Genomic DNA, 17,764 nt, shown 5'->3' with positions numbered 1-17,764 from the left:
CGCCATACTCGCCGAACCGCTGGTACCGCATCGCCCCCCCATGACCCGGCACGGCCGCATCGTCGGGACCCGGCCGGGTCGATGACCACCGAGGCCGCCGCCGAGGACGTCGAGCGCCTGGCCGTCGTCGCCGGCGTCTCCTGCGACTGGTCCGGACACTCGCTGCGCCGTGGCTTCGCCACCGCCGCCCCAGCCGCCGACCGGAAACGGCCCGCTGGAGATCGCGCGGGCAGGCAGCTCCTGCACGGGCGGGGAACTCGGGCTCCACTCCGCTGCCGATGCGACAGCCAAGCAGACGAGTCCGGGGGCCGCCTGGACAGGAGGCCCCCGGATGGGAATTAGAAGGAGAGGTGGCCCAGCAGCCAGGCGACGAAAGTTCCGGCGGCACCGGAGGCGACTCCGCCCAGGACGGCGTAGACAAGGGCCAGGCGCTCGGGGCGCGTCAGGTGCTTACGGGACATGGGACCTCCATGGGTCGCGATCAGCGGGTAGGCAGCTGGCCAGCTCGCTCTCCACACTCGGCCCCGCACAAAGATCGACTCCCAGTTGCGACGAGCGCCCCGCCTGCGGCGGTATCGGTGCTGTTCAGGCTGTACCCGGGACCGGAGCGGGGGATGATGGTGCGATGAGTCGCGACAAGGGGGGCGGGCCCACCAGGCGGCCGCGAAGGCTGGAGCGGGCACGGGTGAAATGGCCGCGTCCGTTGCGGGAGTTGAAAGATCTGCTGTACGAGGCGTACCTGGCGGCGAATACCCCGAGCCTGGGCGACATGACTGCGGACATCGAGGCCGACGACAACCTCTCAGGGGCGCCGAGCCGGGACACCATCAGCCGCATCATCAGCTCCCCGAACCTGCCGCCCAGCCAGGCTGACGCGGTCTCCATCGCCATGGTGCTCGCCCGCCGCGCCGCGTGGGACGAGGGCGATCTGGCCGCGCGGGTGCGCAAGCTGTGGACCGAGGCCGGGATGTACACCCCTGCGGGTCGGCCGATCAGCGAGTTCGACGACCTGCTTGTCCTGGACCGTCTGGAGGTGCACCCGGCCCTTGACGTCGGCGCTGCCATCGGCAAGCTCGGCGCGCTGCCGGCCTACGTCCCGCGGGAGTTCGACGCGCGGCTGCGTTCGGTGGTGTCCGCCGCCGAGAGCGGGCAGAGCGGCATCGCGGTCCTGGTCGGCGGGTCCTCCACGGGCAAGACCCGGGCCTGCTGGGAAGCGGTGAAGCAACTGTCGGACGGATGGCGGCTGTGGCACCCGATCGAGCCGGACCGCCCCTCAGCGGTGATCGGGCAATTGGACCTGGTGGCGCCGCAGACCGTGGTGTGGCTCAACGAAGCCCAGGACTACCTCCTCGACCAGGAGCACAGCGCGCAGGTCGCCTCCGGCCTCCGTGAGCTGCTGAACACCCCCGAGCGCGGCCCTGTGCTGGTCCTGGGCACCATCTGGCCCGAGCAGTGGGACGCACTCGCCTACGTCCCCGTTCCCGCGACGGGGTCGGACCCGTACTCGCAGGCCCGCCAACTGGTCACGAACAAGAGCATCACAGTCCCCGAGGTCTTCACCGTCGATGAGCTGAAGACCGCAGAGGTCACCGCCACCAGCGACCCCCGCCTGGCCGAAGCCCTTCGACACTCAGAGCAAGGGCAGGTCACCCAGTATCTGGCTGGCGTCCCCGCCCTGGTCGAGCGGTACCGCACTGCGCCCCCGGCGGCGAAAGCGCTGATCGAGGCCGCCATGGACGTCCGCCGCCTCGGTCACGGCACTGCCCTGCCCCTGGCTCTGCTGGAAGCCGCTGCCGAGGGCTACCTCACCGACACCCAGTGGGACTTACTGGACGACGACTGGCTCGAACAAGCCCTCGCTCATGTCGCCCGCCCGGTGCGCGGCACCCGCGGCCCGCTGACCCGCATCCGCCCCCGGCGCGGCCAAGCCGCTCCTGCACAGCCCCACTACCGCCTCGCCGACTACCTCGAACAACACGGCCGACGTTCCATCGGCACCGTTCTTCCGGCTCCCGACGCCCGCGATGCTTCCGTTGTCCCCTTTCCGGCTCACACGTGGGACGCTCTGATTGATCACAGTATTCCCGCAGCCCGCGCATCACTGGCCCGCGCAGCCCACGCCCGTGGTCTTCTCCGCATCGCCATGCTTCTCTACCGGAGCGCCGCCGAGACCGGCGACACCCGTGCGCTGAGACCGGCGGCCGACCTCTTGCGGGTGGCTGACCGGATGGAGGAGGCGATTGCCTGGTACCAGCGCGGCGCCGAGTCTGGCGACCTTCTCGCCCTCGGATGGGCAGTCTTGTTGCTGACGAGGCACGGCAGGACGGACGAAGCATTCACGTGCCACCAGCGTGCTACCGAGGCAAGTGATTCCGCCCCCTTGGGGATGGACACCCTGCCGGAGAAGATGGAACAAATCGAGGCTGCGGATGCCTGGGTCCAGCGCAACGTCGTCGACGGCGCGAGGGTTACCACGGAGTGGGCCCCACTGATGTTGAGGGACGACTATGCCTGGTTGTTGCAGAAGCCCACACGGATAGCCGAGGCCTTGGAGCGGCTGCGGCTCCACGCTGAAGCTGGCAATACCGGCGCCATGACGCTGGCGGCCGATCTGCTGTGCGCGGCCGGACGGGTGGAAGAGGGGAGAAGGCTGAGGCAGTACGGCTGGGAGCCAAAGGGATGGATTGCGGAGAGGTGGGAGGTTCCGCTGCCTGCCAGGTGAACCCCGCCCAGCAGACCGCAGCCCATGCAACAGTCCCCCGACCCTGGCGGTCACTGCTGCCGGCGTCGGTGACGGTGCTCTGGAGGCCACCGTCCGTGGGGCATGACCCTCCCGAGCGTTGAACGGGCCTGAACGCGCGACCGCCCCTCTTCGGTTTCGAAACAGGGGCGGTCGTCGTGGACGGTTACCAGCCTCGTGCGCGCCACTCCGGCAGATGCGGACGCTCGGCGCCCAGAGTGGTGTCGCCGCCATGCCCCGGGTAGACCCAGGTCTCGTCGGGAAGCCGTCCGAAGATCTTGGTCTCCAGGTCGTTCATCAGCGAGTTGAACTCTTCCGGCCGTGTTGTCCGGCCAGGACCGCCCGGGAACAGGCAGTCGCCGGTGAACACGTGCGGATGGCCGTGCGGGTCGTCGTAGACCAGGGCGATCGACCCGGGGGTGTGGCCGACGAGGTGGCGGGCGGTCAGCTCGACCCGGCCCACCCTGATGACATCGCCGTCGTCGACGAGCACATCCGTCGCCACCGGAATGCCGCCCGCGTCGTCGCGGCCCGTGTAGGTCCGGGCCCCGGTCGCGTCGACCACCTCCCTGAGCGCCTGCCAGTGGTCACCGTGCTGATGGGTGGTGACGACGGACGCGATGCCGTCGTCACCGATCAGCGAGAGCAGGGTCCGGGGTTCGTTGGCGGCGTCGATCAGCAGCTGCTCGCCGGTCGCCCGGCAGCGCAGCAGATACGCGTTGTTGTCCATCGGGCCGACCGCGACCTTGGAGATCATCAGCTCGCTGAGCTCATGGACATCCGCCGGGCCGCCGACCTTCACCGCTCCGCTGTAAGTCATGGAGGCAGCGTACTCAGGTGATCACCGGGTCGGCAGCATGATCGCCGGGACCGAAGTGCACCCGGAGCCCCCGGAGCGTGACCGAAGCCCGCCTCGAACCGCGCACGGATGCGATCACAGCGGCGGCAGCGCGGGAAGGGTTCCCCCCGAGGCCTTGAGGGTCGCGCCGTCGCGCCGGCCGGCCAGCCAGCCGAGGAGATCGGCCGGGGACCCCGTGACGGTCACCGCCGCGCCGTCGGCCCCGCCGCCCGTGTCCCACGTACGGCCGTCGTCCGCGACGACCGTGGTCGCCGGTACGTCCGCGTGCCCGGCGAACCGCCGGGTGAGGAAGTCGATCTCGCGCTCGGTGAAGCTGCCCGGGAGGTCCTCCAGCTCGTATCCGATGCCGAGGTCGACATGGTGCAGCTCCACCTCGACGAGGCGCCGGAAGGGCACCCGTGAGGCCGTGTCCGTGACGCCGTTGCGCAGCTCGACCGTGCGATCCCAGCCACCCTCCACCGCGTCCTGGCCCGCGGCCACGGTCCGGAACCGGGCGCCGCTCTCGCGTACGTCGTCGAGCTGGGCCCCGAGCGGCCGGGGCGCGTCCCGCTCGATGTCGGCCTTCCGGGCCTCGCCGCTCGGGTACATGGGGCGGCCTTCGAGGGCATTGACGAGGGCGTCGGCGTTGCGGGCGACATGGGCCAGCACATGGCCGCGGCTCCAGCCCGGAAGCCGTGACGGCTCCGAGACGGCCGCGTTGTCGAGTTCGGCGGCTGCGATGAGCAGCCGCTCGGTCGCTTCGTGTACAGAGGCCAGGTCACGCAGGGGATCGATCATGGGTCCGACGATAGCCCCGCCACACGTTCGGGTGAAGCTCGCAACGCATCCCGAAAATCGAATGCGCGTGCTATAGGCTCGGTCGAGGCATCCTTGGTAGTCAGGCATTCATCCGTCAGGCGGCCATCGATCTCGTGGCCCCCCTAGCCTGGAGCAGTCCGGGGCGAGGGCCGTCCCCCGCTCTTCCCCACGACCCCCTCAAGAAAGGTGCGGACCCGGCGTGGCCGACCGTCTCATCGTCCGTGGCGCTCGCGAGCACAACCTCAAGAACGTCTCGCTCGACCTCCCGCGTGACTCACTCATCGTCTTCACCGGGCTCTCGGGGTCGGGCAAGTCGTCGCTCGCGTTCGACACGATCTTCGCCGAGGGACAGCGCCGCTACGTCGAGTCGCTGTCCTCGTACGCACGGCAGTTCCTCGGGCAGATGGACAAGCCGGACGTCGACTTCATCGAGGGCCTCTCACCGGCCGTCTCGATCGACCAGAAGTCCACCTCGCGCAACCCGCGCTCCACCGTGGGCACCATCACAGAGGTCTACGACTACCTCCGGCTGCTGTTCGCCCGGATCGGCAAGCCGCACTGCCCCGAGTGCCGCCGTCCCATCTCACGCCAGTCGCCGCAGGCCATCGTGGACAAGGTGCTGGAGCTGCCGGAGGGCAGCCGCTTCCAGGTGCTGTCGCCGCTGGTGCGCGAGCGCAAGGGCGAGTTCGTGGACCTCTTCGCCGATCTCCAGACCAAGGGGTACGCCCGGGCGCGGGTGGACGGGCAGACGATCCAGCTCTCGGAGCCGCCCACGCTCAAGAAGCAGGAAAAGCACACCATCGAGGTGGTGGTCGACCGCCTCACGGTCAAGGACAGCGCCAAGCGGCGGCTCACCGACTCCGTCGAGACCGCGCTCGGCCTCTCCGGCGGCATGGTCGTGCTCGACTTCGTGGATCTCCCAGAGGACGATCCCGAGCGGGAGCGGATGTACTCGGAGCATCTGTACTGCCCGTACGACGACCTCTCCTTCGAAGAGCTCGAACCGCGTTCGTTCTCCTTCAACTCTCCCTTCGGCGCCTGCCCGGACTGCACCGGCATCGGCACGCGCATGGAGGTCGACCCCGAGCTGATCATCCCGGACGAGGAGCGCTCACTGGACGAGGGCGCCATCCATCCCTGGTCGCACGGCCACACCAAGGAGTACTTCGGGCGCCTGATCGGCGGGCTGGCCGAAGGGCTCGGCTTTCGCACCGACATCCCCTGGGCAGGGCTGCCGCAGCGCGCCAGGAAGGCCCTGCTGTACGGACACAAGACCCAGGTCGAGGTGCGCTACCGCAACCGTTATGGGCGCGAGCGCTCCTACACCACCCCCGCGTTCGAGGGCGCCGTCTCCTTCGTCAAGAGGCGCCACAGCGAGGCCGAGAGCGACTCAAGCCGTGAGCGCTTCGAGGGCTATATGCGCGAGGTGCCCTGCCCCACCTGCGAGGGCACCCGCCTCAAGCCGATCGTGCTCGCCGTCACGGTGATGGAGAAGTCCATCGCCGAGGTCTCCGCGATGTCGATCAGCGAGTGCGCCGACTTCCTCGGCAGGCTCACCCTGAACGCCCGTGACAAGAGGATCGCGGAGCGGGTGCTCAAGGAGGTCAACGAACGGCTGCGCTTCCTGGTCGACGTCGGACTCGACTACCTCTCTCTGAACCGCGCGGCGGGCACCCTCTCCGGCGGCGAGGCGCAGCGGATCCGGCTCGCCACCCAGATCGGCTCCGGGCTCGTCGGCGTGCTGTACGTGCTGGACGAGCCTTCCATCGGGCTGCACCAGCGTGACAACCACCGGCTCATCGAGACCCTGGTCCGCCTCCGGGACATGGGCAACACCCTGATCGTGGTCGAGCACGACGAGGACACGATCAAGGTGGCCGACTGGGTGGTCGACATCGGTCCGGGCGCCGGCGAGCACGGCGGCAAGGTGGTCCACTCCGGACCGCTGAAGCAACTGCTGGCCAACAAGGAGTCGATGACCGGGCAGTATCTGTCCGGCAAGAAGTCCATTGCGACCCCGGACATCCGGCGGCCGGTGGATCCGGCCAGGCACCTCACCGTGCATGGCGCCCGTGAGAACAACCTGCGGGACATCGACGTGTCCTTCCCGCTCGGGGTGCTCACCGCCGTCACCGGTGTCTCCGGATCCGGCAAGTCCACCCTGGTCAACGACATCCTGTACACGCACCTGGCCCGCGAGCTCAACGGCGCCAAGTCGGTGCCCGGGCGGCACACCCGGGTGGACGGCGACGACCTGGTAGACAAGGTCGTGCATGTCGACCAGTCACCCATCGGGCGTACCCCCCGGTCCAACCCGGCCACGTACACCGGGGTCTTCGACAACGTCCGCAAGCTGTTCGCGGAGACCATGGAGGCGAAGGTGCGGGGCTATCTGCCGGGCCGCTTCTCCTTCAACGTCAAGGGCGGTCGCTGCGAGAACTGCTCGGGTGACGGCACGATCAAGATCGAGATGAACTTCCTGCCGGACGTCTACGTCCCGTGCGAGGTCTGCCACGGCGCGCGCTACAACCGGGAGACCCTGGAGGTCCACTACAAGGGCAAGTCCATCGCCGAGGTGCTGGACATGCCGATCGAGGAGGCGCTGGACTTCTTCGAGGCCGTGCCGACCATCGCACGCCATCTGAGGACGCTGAACGAGGTGGGCCTCGGATACGTCCGGCTCGGGCAGTCGGCGCCGACGCTGTCGGGTGGCGAAGCGCAGCGGGTGAAGCTGGCCAGCGAGCTCCAGAAGCGGTCCACGGGCCGCACGGTCTACGTTCTCGACGAGCCGACCACCGGCCTGCACTTCGAGGACATCTCCAAGCTGATCAAGGTTCTGTCCGGGCTGGTGGACAAGGGCAACACGGTGATCGTCATCGAGCACAACCTGGATGTGATCAAGACCGCGGACTGGGTGGTCGACATGGGTCCCGAGGGCGGCGGTGGCGGCGGTCTCGTGATCGCCGAAGGCACCCCGGAGCAGGTCGCGGGCGTCCCCGCGAGCCACACCGGCAAGTTCCTGCGCGACATCCTGGATGCGGACCGGGTCAGCGACGCGGTGCCGCCACAGTCGCGCAAGTCCGCGGCCGGCCGGAAGACGGCGACGGCGAAGAAGGTGGTGGCGGCGAACTCCACCGCCATCAGGAAGGGCGCCACGGTCCAGACGTCCACAGGAGGGAAGACCACGGCGAAGAAGGCCGCGGCGAAGAAGACCGCGGCGAAGAAGACCGTCACGGGCGCCACCAGGGCTGGCAAGACCTGAGGGAGGCCGGGCCGCGCGGAGGCGGGCCCCGGCCCATACGGCGACCCGGTGTCCGGCCACCGCTCGGGGTGGCGGGACACCGGGCAGGGCGCTCGCGATTCCGAGTACGGCTGTCAGCCCAGCTCATGGGCGTACGGCGGCTCGGCTCCGGTGCGCGAGCAGGTCAGTGCTGCCGCCCGGGCCGCGAATTCGAGTATCTCGGCCCAGTCGGACGGGCCGAGGGCGTCCAGAGCGTCCCGCGAGAGTGCGTTTCGGTACTCCAGGGCGTGCAGCAGCGCGGCGTTCACGGTGTCACCGGCGCCGATGCTGTCCACCACCGTGACCGGCTCAGCCGGCACGGAGACAACCTCGCCATTCCGGGTGAAAGCCGACAACCCCCGGCTGCCACGGGTCAGTACCACTGCTGCCGGGCCGCGCCCTGCGAGCCACCGCGTGGGATCGCCGCCCAGCCAGGCGGCGTCGTCCTCGGAGAGCTTCAGTAGCGACACCGAGGTGAGCCAGCCGTCGAACCGGGACTGGTAGGCGTCCCCGTCCGGGATCAGTCCTGGACGCACATTCGGATCGATCAGGGTGAAGCGCCCCCTGCCGGCCTCGCGCCGCAGCAGCTCCGCGTAGGCGCTCGCCCCTGGTTCCAGTGCCAGCGAGCAGGTGCCGAAAGCCAACGCCCTGACCTCGTCGGGGAGTTCCTCCGGCAGTTCGAAGAGCCGGTCCGCGCTGCCGTTCACATAGAAGTCGTAATGAGCCGATCCGTCCTGTCCGACCGAGGCCACCGCGAGTGTCGTGGGCTCAGGCCCGCGCTGCACCAGCGAGGTTCGGACACCCGCCGCACGCAGCCCGCCGAGCAGGGCCTCGCCGAAACCGTCAGTGGACACCCGAGAGCAGAAGGCGACCGGTGTGCCGAGCCGCCCCAGGGCCACCGCCGTGTTGTACGGGCCGCCACCGAGACGGGGCAGCAGCGGAGGCAGCGGCCTGCCGTCGGCAGCCGCCCGCTGCGGGACCAGATCGATCAGGGACTCACCTGCGACGACGATCACGCCGGGAAACGTAGCCCATGGTTCCGGTCGGGCGACAGCGCACCAATGCGAGGCGCCCACCCGCTCGCGGTGGCCGCGAACTGCGCCGGTATCGTCACTTCTGTCACCCGAGTGGCGCACCGGCACCGCACACCCGCGGCCGAGTCCCGCCCGCCTTCGCCCCGACCCGACCCGTGGAGTGCCCATGTCCGGCCAGTCTCCCGCCCGCCGCACCGTGCTGAAGGGCGCCGCGCTCGCCGGAGCCGCAGGACTGGGAGCCGCCGCCTGCTCCACCGAATCCAAGCTCGGCCACGCCGAGGTGCCCACCCCGACCGCCCCCGTCGACCTCGGCGCCGCCGACGCGGTCCCGGTCGGCGGCGCGAAGCTGTACCGCGAGCAGCGGCTGGTCGTCCACTGCCCGGCGAAGGGCCAGTACAAGGCGTTCAGCGCGCAGTGCACCCACGCGGGCTGCGTCCTGGACAAGCTGGAGGGCACCGAGGGCAACTGCCCCTGTCATGGCAGCCGCTTCGACGTCACGTCCGGCGAGGCCCTCAAGGGCCCGGCGACCGTGCCCCTGCCGGAAGTGCCCGTCAGTGTGCGGGACGGAAAACTCGTCGCGGGTCCGCAGGCCTGACCGAGTCGGACCCACGCCCCGTCTCGGACCCGTGCCCCGTCGGCGGGGGCGGACCATGGCGTGAAGGTGTCCCGGGCTGCTGAGGTGAGGCCCGGTTGTCGGCGCCCGCCAGTAGGGTGGGCGGCATGGCAGACCCCTCCAGCTACCGTCCCGAGCCGGGACAGATCCCCGACTTGCCAGGGGTCTACAAGTTCCGTGACGAACACCGCCGCGTGATCTACGTCGGCAAGGCGAAGAGCCTGCGACAGCGTCTCGCCAACTACTTCCAGGACCTCGCGGGTCTGCATCCGCGCACCCGCACCATGGTGACCACGGCGGCTTCCGTGGAGTGGACCGTCGTGTCCACGGAGGTGGAGGCGCTGCAGCTGGAGTACTCCTGGATCAAGGAGTTCGATCCCAGGTTCAACGTCAAGTACCGCGACGACAAGAGCTATCCGTATCTCGCGGTGACGATGAACGAGGAGTTCCCCCGGGTCCAGGTCATGCGTGGGGCCAAGCGCAAGGGGGTGCGCTACTTCGGCCCGTACGGCCATGCCTGGGCGATCCGCGAGACCGTGGACCTGATGCTCCGGGTCTTCCCGGTACGCACCTGCTCCGCCGGGGTCTTCAAGAACGCGGCGCGCACCGGCCGCCCCTGCCTCCTCGGTTACATCGGGAAGTGCTCGGCGCCCTGCGTGCGGCGGGTCACCCCGGACGAGCACCGCGAACTGGCCGAGGGTTTCTGCGACTTCATGACCGGTCGCACCGGCACCTATATCCGCCGCCTGGAGAAGGACATGGTGGAGGCGGCCGAGGACCTGGAATACGAGAAGGCGGCCAGACTCCGCGATGACATAGAGGCCCTCAAGCGGGCGATGGAGAAGAACGCGGTCGTGCTCGCCGACGCGACCGACGCCGATCTGATCGCGGTCGCCGAGGACGAGCTGGAGGCGGCCGTCCAGATCTTCCATGTCAGGGGCGGCAGGGTGCGCGGTCAGCGCGGCTGGGTCACCGACAAGGTGGAAGCCGTGGACACCGCGGGTCTGGTCGAGCACGCTCTGCAACAGCTCTACGGGGAGGAGAGCGGCGACGCCGTCCCCAAGGAGGTGCTCGTACCCGCCCTGCCGGACGATCTCGACGCGGTCACCCAGTGGCTCAGTGGCAGGCGTGGGGCGAACGTGTCGCTGCGCATCCCCCAGCGCGGCGACAAGAAGGACCTGATGGCCACGGTCGCGCGCAATGCCCAGCAGGCCCTTGTACTGCACAAGACCAAGCGCGCCAGCGATCTCACCACCCGCTCCCGGGCCCTGGAGGAGATCGCCGCCGCGCTGGACCTGGACTCCGCGCCGCTGCGCATCGAGTGCTTCGACATCTCGCACCTCCAAGGCGAGGACGTGGTCGCGTCCATGGTCGTCTTCGAGGACGGACTGCCCCGCAAGAGCGAGTACCGGCGGTTCCAGATCAAGGGGTTCGAGGGACAGGACGACGTCCGCTCGATGCACGAGGTGATCAGCCGGAGGTTCAAGCGCTATCTGGCCGAGAAGGAGAAGACGGGGGAGTGGGACCTGGCGGCCGGCGGCGGTGACGGTCCGGTCACCGGTGAGATCCAGGCCCCGGCTGCCGTCGAGGACGACGGCAGACCCAAGAAGTTCGCGTACCCGCCCCAGCTCGTGCTGGTCGACGGCGGTCGGCCGCAGGTCGCCGCCGCCCAGCGGGCGCTGGACGAGCTGGGCATCGACGATGTCGCGGTCTGCGGCATCGCCAAGCGCATGGAGGAGGTCTGGCTACCGGACGAGGACGATCCGGTGGTGCTGCCACGCTCCAGTGAGGGGCTCTATCTCATCCAGCGCGTCCGCGACACCGCGCATGACTTCGCGATCCGCTACCAGCGCGCCAAGCGCGGGAAGCGGCTGCGCACCAGCCCCCTGGACGCCGTACCCGGTCTCGGCGAAACCCGGAAGCAGGCGCTGATCAAGCATTTCGGCTCGGTGAAACGCCTGCGGCAGGCGACAATCGAGCAGATCTGCGAGGTGCCGGGAATGGGCCGCAAGACGGCGGCGTCCGTCGTCCTCGCGCTCTCCGAGGCGCCTCCGGCCGCGCCCGCCGTGAACACGGCCACAGGAGAGATCATTGAGGAGGAAGCGGACCATGTGATCCCGGATCGCGGGATCTCCGGTCCGGAGATATCCGGCGCTGGTACAGCGGACCGCGGTACACCGACGGACGGTGCACCGGACGTCGGAACACCGACACAGCGCACGACCCAGAACGGGGCCGGCACGGAATGAGCGGTCAGGACAGAACCGGGCGCACGAACCGTGCAGACCGCCTTGAAGAACACGGAGCAGGAGACGTGAGTACGGGAACGACCCCCGAAGCCGGGCCGGCCGCTGAGGCAGCCATCCCCGAGCTGGTGATCATCTCAGGTATGTCGGGCGCGGGCCGCAGCACCGCGGCCAAGTGCCTGGAGGACCTCGGCTGGTTCGTCGTCGACAACCTCCCGCCCGCGCTGATCCCCACCATGGTGGAGCTCGGCGCGCGGTCCCAGGGCAATGTGGCGCGTATCGCCGTCGTCGTGGACGTCCGCGGCCGGCGCTTCTTCGACAACCTCCGCGAGTCGCTCGCGGACCTCGACTCCAAGCAGGTCACTCGTCGGATCGTCTTCCTTGAGTCGTCCGACGAGGTTCTGGTACGCCGCTTCGAGTCCGTGCGCCGTCCGCACCCGCTCCAAGGCGACGGCCGGATCGTGGACGGTATCGCCGCCGAGCGGGACCTGCTGCGGGAGCTGCGCGGAGACGCCGATCTGGTGATCGACACCTCCGGCCTCAACGTCCACGAGCTGCGCGCCAAGATGGACGCCCAGTTCGCGGGGGACGAGGAGCCGGAGCTGCGGGCCACAGTGATGTCGTTCGGCTACAAGTACGGGCTGCCGGTTGACGCCGACCTCGTGGTGGACTGCCGCTTCCTGCCCAACCCGCACTGGGTTCCGGAGCTGCGCCCGTTCACGGGACTCAACGAGGAGGTGTCCGGTTATGTCTTCGACCAGCCGGGTGCCAAGGAGTTCCTGAACCAGTACACCGAGCTGCTCCAGCTGATCGCGGCGGGTTACCGCCGCGAAGGCAAGCGCTATGTGACCATCGCCGTCGGCTGCACCGGCGGCAAGCACCGTTCCGTCGCCATGTCGGAGAGGCTCGCCGCACGTCTCGGCTCCGAGGGCATCGAGACCGTGGTCGTCCACCGTGACATGGGGCGCGAGTGACCGGACGCACACTCCGGCTGCGTCGGCTGCGGGGCACCGACGCCCCCGGCTCCGGCCGCAGGCGCGGCACCCAGCCCAAGGTCGTCGCGCTCGGCGGCGGGATGGGTCTGTCGGCCTCGCTCGCAGCCCTGCGCCGGATCACCGGCGACCTCACCGCCGTCGTCACGGTCGCCGACGACGGCGGCTCCAGCGGTCGGCTCCGCGAGGAACTGGGCGTGCTGCCTCCCGGCGATCTCCGCAAGGCGCTGGCGGCGCTCTGCGGCGACGACGACTGGGGGCAGACCTGGGCGCGGGTCATCCAGCACCGTTTCCAGTCGCAGGGCGAACTGCACGAGCACGCGGTCGGCAACCTGCTGATCGTCGCGCTCTGGGAGCAGCTCGGCGATCATGTCCAGGCACTCGACCTGGTCGGTCGGCTGCTCGGGGCCCACGGCCGGGTGCTGCCCATGTCCGCGGTCCCACTGGAACTCCAGGCGCTGGTCAGGGGACATGATCCACGGCGGTCGGAGGAGATCACCACGGTCCGTGGGCAGGCGACGGTGGCGCTCACCCCGGGCGAGGTGCAGTCCGTGCATCTCGTTCCGCACGATCCGCCGGCCGTCCCGGAGGCCGTCGAGGCCGTACTCGACGCCGACTGGGTGGTGCTGGGGCCGGGTTCGTGGTTCTCCTCGGTGATCCCGCATCTGCTGGTGCCCGAGCTGCTCGATGCGCTGGTGGAGACCAAGGCGCGCCGTGTTCTGTCCCTGAATCTCGCGCCGCAGCCGGGAGAAACGGAAGGCTTTTCCCCGCAGCGTCATGTGGAGGTTTTGGCACGACACGCCCCTAAACTCGCCCTGGACGTGGTGCTGGCCGACGAGGCGGCCGTGCCCGACCGCGAGTCCCTCGCCGATGCGGCGAAGCGGCTCGGTGCCGCGGTCGAGCTGGCTCCGGTGGCATTGCGCGTGAGTGCCGCCCAAGCCGAGGAAGGCTCAGGGGCCGGCACGGCGCGGCATGACCCGGAGCTGCTGGCCGCCGCGTACGACCGTATTTTTCGGATGCATGGAAGGATCGGCCCATGGCGATGACGGCAGCGGTGAAGGACGAGATCTCCCGGCTTCCCGTCACCCGGACCTGCTGTAGGAAGGCGGAGGTCTCGGCGATCCTGCGGTTCGCCGGCGGGCTGCACCTGGTGAGCGGGCGCATCGTGATCGAGGCGGAGCTGGACACGGGTATCGCGGCGCGCAGGCTCCGCAAGGACATCCTGGAGATCTTCGGGCATTCGTCCGACCTGGTGGTGATGGCTCCCGGAGGGCTCCGGCGCGGATCGCGCTATGTCGTACGGGTGGTGGCGGGCGGTGATCAACTGGCCCGCCAGACCGGTCTGGTGGACGGCCGGGGCCGCCCCATCCGTGGGCTGCCCCCGCAGGTGGTGTCCGGCGCGACCTGTGACGCGGAGGCGGCTTGGCGAGGGGCCTTCCTGGCGCACGGTTCGCTCACCGAGCCCGGCCGCTCGTCGTCCCTGGAGGTGACCTGCCCGGGCCCGGAGGCCGCGCTGGCGCTGGTGGGCGCCGCTCGCCGGCTGTCCATCGCGGCGAAGGCGCGCGAGGTGCGCGGGGTCGACCGGGTGGTGGTTCGCGACGGTGACGCGATCGGCGCGCTGCTGACCCGGCTCGGCGCCCATGAGTCGGTGCTGGCGTGGGAGGAGCGGCGGATGCGGCGCGAGGTCCGGGCCACCGCCAACCGGCTCGCCAATTTCGATGACGCCAACCTTCGCCGCTCGGCCCGTGCGGCGGTGGCCGCGGGCGCCCGGGTGCAGCGTGCTCTGGAGATCCTCGGCGAGGAGGTGCCCGAGCACCTCGCCGCGGCGGGCAGACTGCGGATGGAGCACAAGCAGGCGTCTCTGGAAGAGCTGGGGGCGCTCGCGGATCCGCCACTGACCAAGGACGCCGTGGCGGGGCGCATCCGCCGACTGCTGGCGATGGCCGACAAGCGCGCCCAGGATCTGGGTATCCCGGGTACGGAGTCGAATCTGACGGAGGAGATGGCCGACGGCCTCGTCGGCTGAGCCCCGGGCCGCACCCGCCGACCTCCGCTCATACGCTCAACGAGTGAATTTCCCGCTGCCGGCACCCCGAAGGGGCGCCGGCAGCGGCGTGTCGCTGGACCCCTCGCCTTCTTGACATGATCATGAACAGTCATGAGCCTGGCATCTGTTTTCTTTCGCCACAGACGAAAGCAAGAGGGGCCAATGAGACGACGCACGAGATCGATCCTGGCCGCGACCTCCCTCCTGATCGCGGGACTGGCAGCCGCACCACTCGCCCGAGCGGATCAGGGCGCGGCCGGTGACGGTCTGTCGGTTTGGCAAGCGAAAGTCACGAAGGCACAAGTGCCGCTGCTCCTCGCGGCCGGTGCCGACGGTCATGAACTGACCGCCCAGGTGCCCGACAAGGGCACTGCCACCGTCGAGCTGTACCTCACCGATGAGCAGGCCGGGGAGCTGCGGGCCCAACGCATCGACCTCACCGAGCACACCGTCCCTTCCTCCACGGTCCGGCGTCTCGCCGCCGCGGGTGACGGTGTCTTCCGCCCCTACGGCGGTGAAGGCGGCATCAAGGAGGAGATCCTCGCCGCCGCCGCGGCCCATCCCTCCATCACCAAGGTGGAGAGCATCGGCAAGACCGTGCGGGGCCAGGACATGCTCGCCCTCAAGGTCACCAAGGGAGCCAAGAAACACGCCGACGGGGCCAAGCCCGCCACGCTGTACATGTCCAACCAGCACGCCCGTGAGTGGATCACCCCGGAGATGACCCGCCGGCTGATGCACCACTATCTGACGGGGTACGGCAAGGACCCCCGTATCACGAACATCCTGAACACCACCGAGGTGTGGTTCCTGATCTCCGCGAACCCCGACGGCTACGACCACACCCACGCCTCGCCGGCCAACCGCCTGTGGCGCAAGAACCTCCGGGACAACAACGGGGACGGCAGGATCACCACCGGTGACGGCGTCGACCTCAACCGGAACTTCGCCTACAAGTGGGGATACGACAACGAGGGCTCGTCGCCCAACCCCGCCAGCGAGACCTACCGCGGACCCGGCGCCTCGTCCGAGCCCGAGACCCTCGCGCTCGACCGCTTCCAGAAACGCATCGGCTTCGCCTACGGCATCAACTACCACTCCGCCGCCGAACTGCTGCTGTACGGCGTCGGCTGGCAGGTGGCGACCCCGACCCCCGACGACGTCCTCTACACCGCACTCGCCGGCACACCGGACAACTCCGCCGTCCCCGGCTACTACCCGCAGGTCTCCTCCGAGCTCTACACCACCAACGGCGAGGCTGACGGTCACGCGGCCAACGCCAACGGGATCATGATGTTCACTCCGGAGATGAGTACCTGCCAGACGGTCTCCGACATCGACCCGGACGACGCCTGGAAGGCCCAGGACTGCCAGTCGGGCTTCAACTTCCCCGATGACGAGAAGCTGATCCAGGCGGAGTTCGCCAAGAACATCGACTTCGCGCTCTCCGTCGCCGAGACCGCGGCACACCCCGACCAGCCGTCCTCGTCGGTCGGCCTCACGGCGGCGGATTTCACCGTCGACCCGTTCACCACCTCCTACGCACGCGGCGGCAACCAGGAGGTGGCGGTCACCGTACGCAAGTCGGTTCGCGACAAGGAGCTCAAGTACCGCGTCAACGGGGGGCGTACGCACGACATGGCCCTGCGGCCGTGGCGGGGCGGCGAGACCTACGGTGGTGAGGACAACATCCGCTTCGACGAGTACCGGGCCAAGGTCATGGACGGCGATGTCGGGGACAAGGTCGAGGTCTGGTTCACCGGAGAGACCCGCGCCGGAAAGCGCACCTCCAGTGAGCGCTTCACCTACACCGTCGCGCCCCGGCCCAAGGCCGACACCGTCGTGATCGCCGAAGAGGGCGCGCCCGCCCGTCACGCCCGGACGTACGTCGACGCGCTGAAGGCCAACGGCCGCAAGGCCGTTGTCTGGGACGTGGCCACTCAGGGCGCGCCGCATCCGCTCGGCGTACTCGGCCACTTCACCACCGCCGTCCACTACACCGGTGCCCAGGCGCCCGGCGGGCCGACCCAACTGGCCCTGCGCGACTTCATCAACGAGGGCGGCAAGCTGATCGAGGCCGGTGAACTGGCCGGTGGCAACGCCCAGGTCGGCAGAGCGTCGACCAATGACTTCAGCCAGTACTACCTCGGCGCCTACGGACGCTCATCGGCCTCCACCGCCGACGGCTTCACCGGCGCGGGAGGCCTGCTGGGAACCACCGGCGCGCTCGGCGCGGCCGCGGACAACCCGCTGAACGCAGCCGGTCTGTACACGGTCACCTCCGACACCCTGCCCGCCGCCGGGTTCCCCCAGTTCGCGAGCGCGCAGGCGGGCCGGTACAGCGGAGTGACCAATCCGTACGCCCCATACGCCGGACAGGGGATGGCATCGGCCACCCACAGCGACAACGACTGGAAGCGCCTGAGCCGCACCGTCGACCTCACCGGGGTCACTGCGGCCGACCAGCCGAGGCTGAAGCTCGCCCTCAGCTGGAACACCGAGCCGGGCTACGACCACGCAGTGCTCGAAGCCCGCACGGCGGGCGCCGACGACTGGACCACCCTGCCCGAGGCGAACGGGCTGACCAGCACCACCGTGCCCGAGGAGTGCGAAGCGGGATTCTTCATCAACGGCCATCCCTTCCTGCGCCACTACCTCACCCTTGACTCCGGAGGCTGCACCGCGAGCGGCGGCAGCGGCCAGTGGAACAGCCTCACCGGTTCATCGGGCGGTTGGAAGCAGGCCGCGTTCGATCTGAGCGCCTACGCGGGCAAGGCGGTCGAGCTGTCGCTCAGCTACATCACCGACCCCGGCAGTGCCGGACGCGGAGTCTTCGCCGACAACACCGCCCTGGTGATCGGTGGCACCGAGCGGGACAGCGAGGGCTTCGAGACCTCGCTCGGCGGTTGGACCACCCCCGGTGCGCCCGAGGGCAGTCCGGCGGTCGAGGGCGACTGGGCGCGCACGGGCGAGCTTTTCGCCTCCTACGCGGCCGTCACCACCCGCGACACCGTCCTGCTGGGCTTCGGTCTGGAGCACATCACCGACCCCGCGGCCCGCGCGCAGCTCGCGGGTAGGGCGCTGAGAGCACTGCACCGCTGACACAGGGTGGTCACATCCCCGTCCGAGGAAGGCGGCCCGCATCCTACTTGTCG

General features: G+C 69.5%; 12 protein-coding genes. 8 read left to right on the top strand and 4 right to left on the bottom strand.

Going from position 1 to position 17,764, the window contains the following annotated elements; translation table 11 throughout:
- Positions 1–338: 338 nt before the first annotated feature.
- Positions 339–461 (bottom strand): hypothetical protein, encoded by a 123-nt coding sequence (locus V1460_RS24950; protein WP_338675844.1) that lies wholly within the window; start codon positions 459–461, stop codon positions 339–341.
- A gap of 164 nt (positions 462–625) precedes the next feature.
- Between V1460_RS24950 and V1460_RS24945 the strand changes: the two genes are divergently transcribed.
- The gene (locus V1460_RS24945) at positions 626–2,722 is read left to right on the top strand and encodes a hypothetical protein (protein WP_338675843.1); all 2,097 of its coding nucleotides are present in this window, start codon (positions 626–628) and stop codon (positions 2,720–2,722) included.
- Between the two features lie 184 nt (positions 2,723–2,906).
- On the opposite strand, the gene V1460_RS24940 is transcribed toward V1460_RS24945, so the two are convergent.
- Positions 2,907–3,560 (bottom strand): MBL fold metallo-hydrolase, encoded by a 654-nt coding sequence (locus tag V1460_RS24940; protein WP_338675842.1) that lies wholly within the window; start codon positions 3,558–3,560, stop codon positions 2,907–2,909.
- A gap of 114 nt (positions 3,561–3,674) precedes the next feature.
- Positions 3,675–4,376 carry a maleylpyruvate isomerase family mycothiol-dependent enzyme gene (locus tag V1460_RS24935; protein WP_338675841.1) on the bottom strand — a complete coding sequence of 234 codons (702 nt, stop codon included), beginning with the start codon at positions 4,374–4,376 and terminating at the stop codon, positions 3,675–3,677.
- 220 nt (positions 4,377–4,596) lie between these two features.
- Between V1460_RS24935 and uvrA the strand changes: the two genes are divergently transcribed.
- The gene (gene uvrA, locus V1460_RS24930) at positions 4,597–7,659 is read left to right on the top strand and encodes an excinuclease ABC subunit UvrA (RefSeq protein WP_338675840.1); all 3,063 of its coding nucleotides are present in this window, start codon (positions 4,597–4,599) and stop codon (positions 7,657–7,659) included.
- 113 nt (positions 7,660–7,772) lie between these two features.
- On the opposite strand, the gene V1460_RS24925 is transcribed toward uvrA, so the two are convergent.
- Positions 7,773–8,693 (bottom strand): carbohydrate kinase, encoded by a 921-nt coding sequence (locus V1460_RS24925; protein WP_338675839.1) that lies wholly within the window; start codon positions 8,691–8,693, stop codon positions 7,773–7,775.
- A gap of 184 nt (positions 8,694–8,877) precedes the next feature.
- Here V1460_RS24925 and V1460_RS24920 point away from each other — a divergent pair, with 184 nt between their 5' ends.
- The 6 genes from V1460_RS24920 (at position 8,878) to V1460_RS24895 (ending at position 17,711) form a co-directional block, all read left to right on the top strand.
- The gene (locus V1460_RS24920) at positions 8,878–9,306 is read left to right on the top strand and encodes a Rieske (2Fe-2S) protein (RefSeq protein WP_338675838.1); all 429 of its coding nucleotides are present in this window, start codon (positions 8,878–8,880) and stop codon (positions 9,304–9,306) included.
- A 125-nt stretch (positions 9,307–9,431) separates the two neighbouring features.
- Complete coding sequence (uvrC, locus tag V1460_RS24915) at positions 9,432–11,573, top strand: excinuclease ABC subunit UvrC (RefSeq protein ID WP_407077524.1); 2,142 nt, start codon at positions 9,432–9,434, stop codon at positions 11,571–11,573.
- Complete coding sequence (rapZ, locus tag V1460_RS24910) at positions 11,570–12,544, top strand: RNase adapter RapZ (RefSeq protein ID WP_338675837.1); 975 nt, start codon at positions 11,570–11,572, stop codon at positions 12,542–12,544. The genes uvrC and rapZ overlap by 4 nt, the downstream gene beginning before the upstream one ends.
- On the top strand, positions 12,541–13,608 hold the full coding sequence (gene yvcK / locus V1460_RS24905; protein ID WP_338675836.1) for a uridine diphosphate-N-acetylglucosamine-binding protein YvcK: 1,068 nt from the start codon (positions 12,541–12,543) through the stop codon (positions 13,606–13,608). Before rapZ ends, yvcK begins: the two co-directional genes overlap by 4 nt.
- Positions 13,599–14,588, top strand: coding sequence for a DNA-binding protein WhiA (gene whiA, locus V1460_RS24900; RefSeq protein ID WP_093653140.1), 990 nt, complete (start codon positions 13,599–13,601; stop codon positions 14,586–14,588). The genes yvcK and whiA overlap by 10 nt, the downstream gene beginning before the upstream one ends.
- 183 nt (positions 14,589–14,771) lie before the next feature.
- The gene (locus V1460_RS24895; RefSeq protein ID WP_338675835.1) at positions 14,772–17,711 is read left to right on the top strand and encodes a M14 family zinc carboxypeptidase; all 2,940 of its coding nucleotides are present in this window, start codon (positions 14,772–14,774) and stop codon (positions 17,709–17,711) included.
- The last annotated feature ends 53 nt before the right edge of the window (positions 17,712–17,764 follow it).

This window comes from Streptomyces sp. SCSIO 30461, assembly GCF_037023745.1.
Lineage (GTDB): Bacteria > Actinomycetota > Actinomycetes > Streptomycetales > Streptomycetaceae > Streptomyces.
The sequence above is the reverse complement of the archived record's forward strand: the minus strand, read 5'-3'. Positions and strand labels throughout refer to the sequence as shown.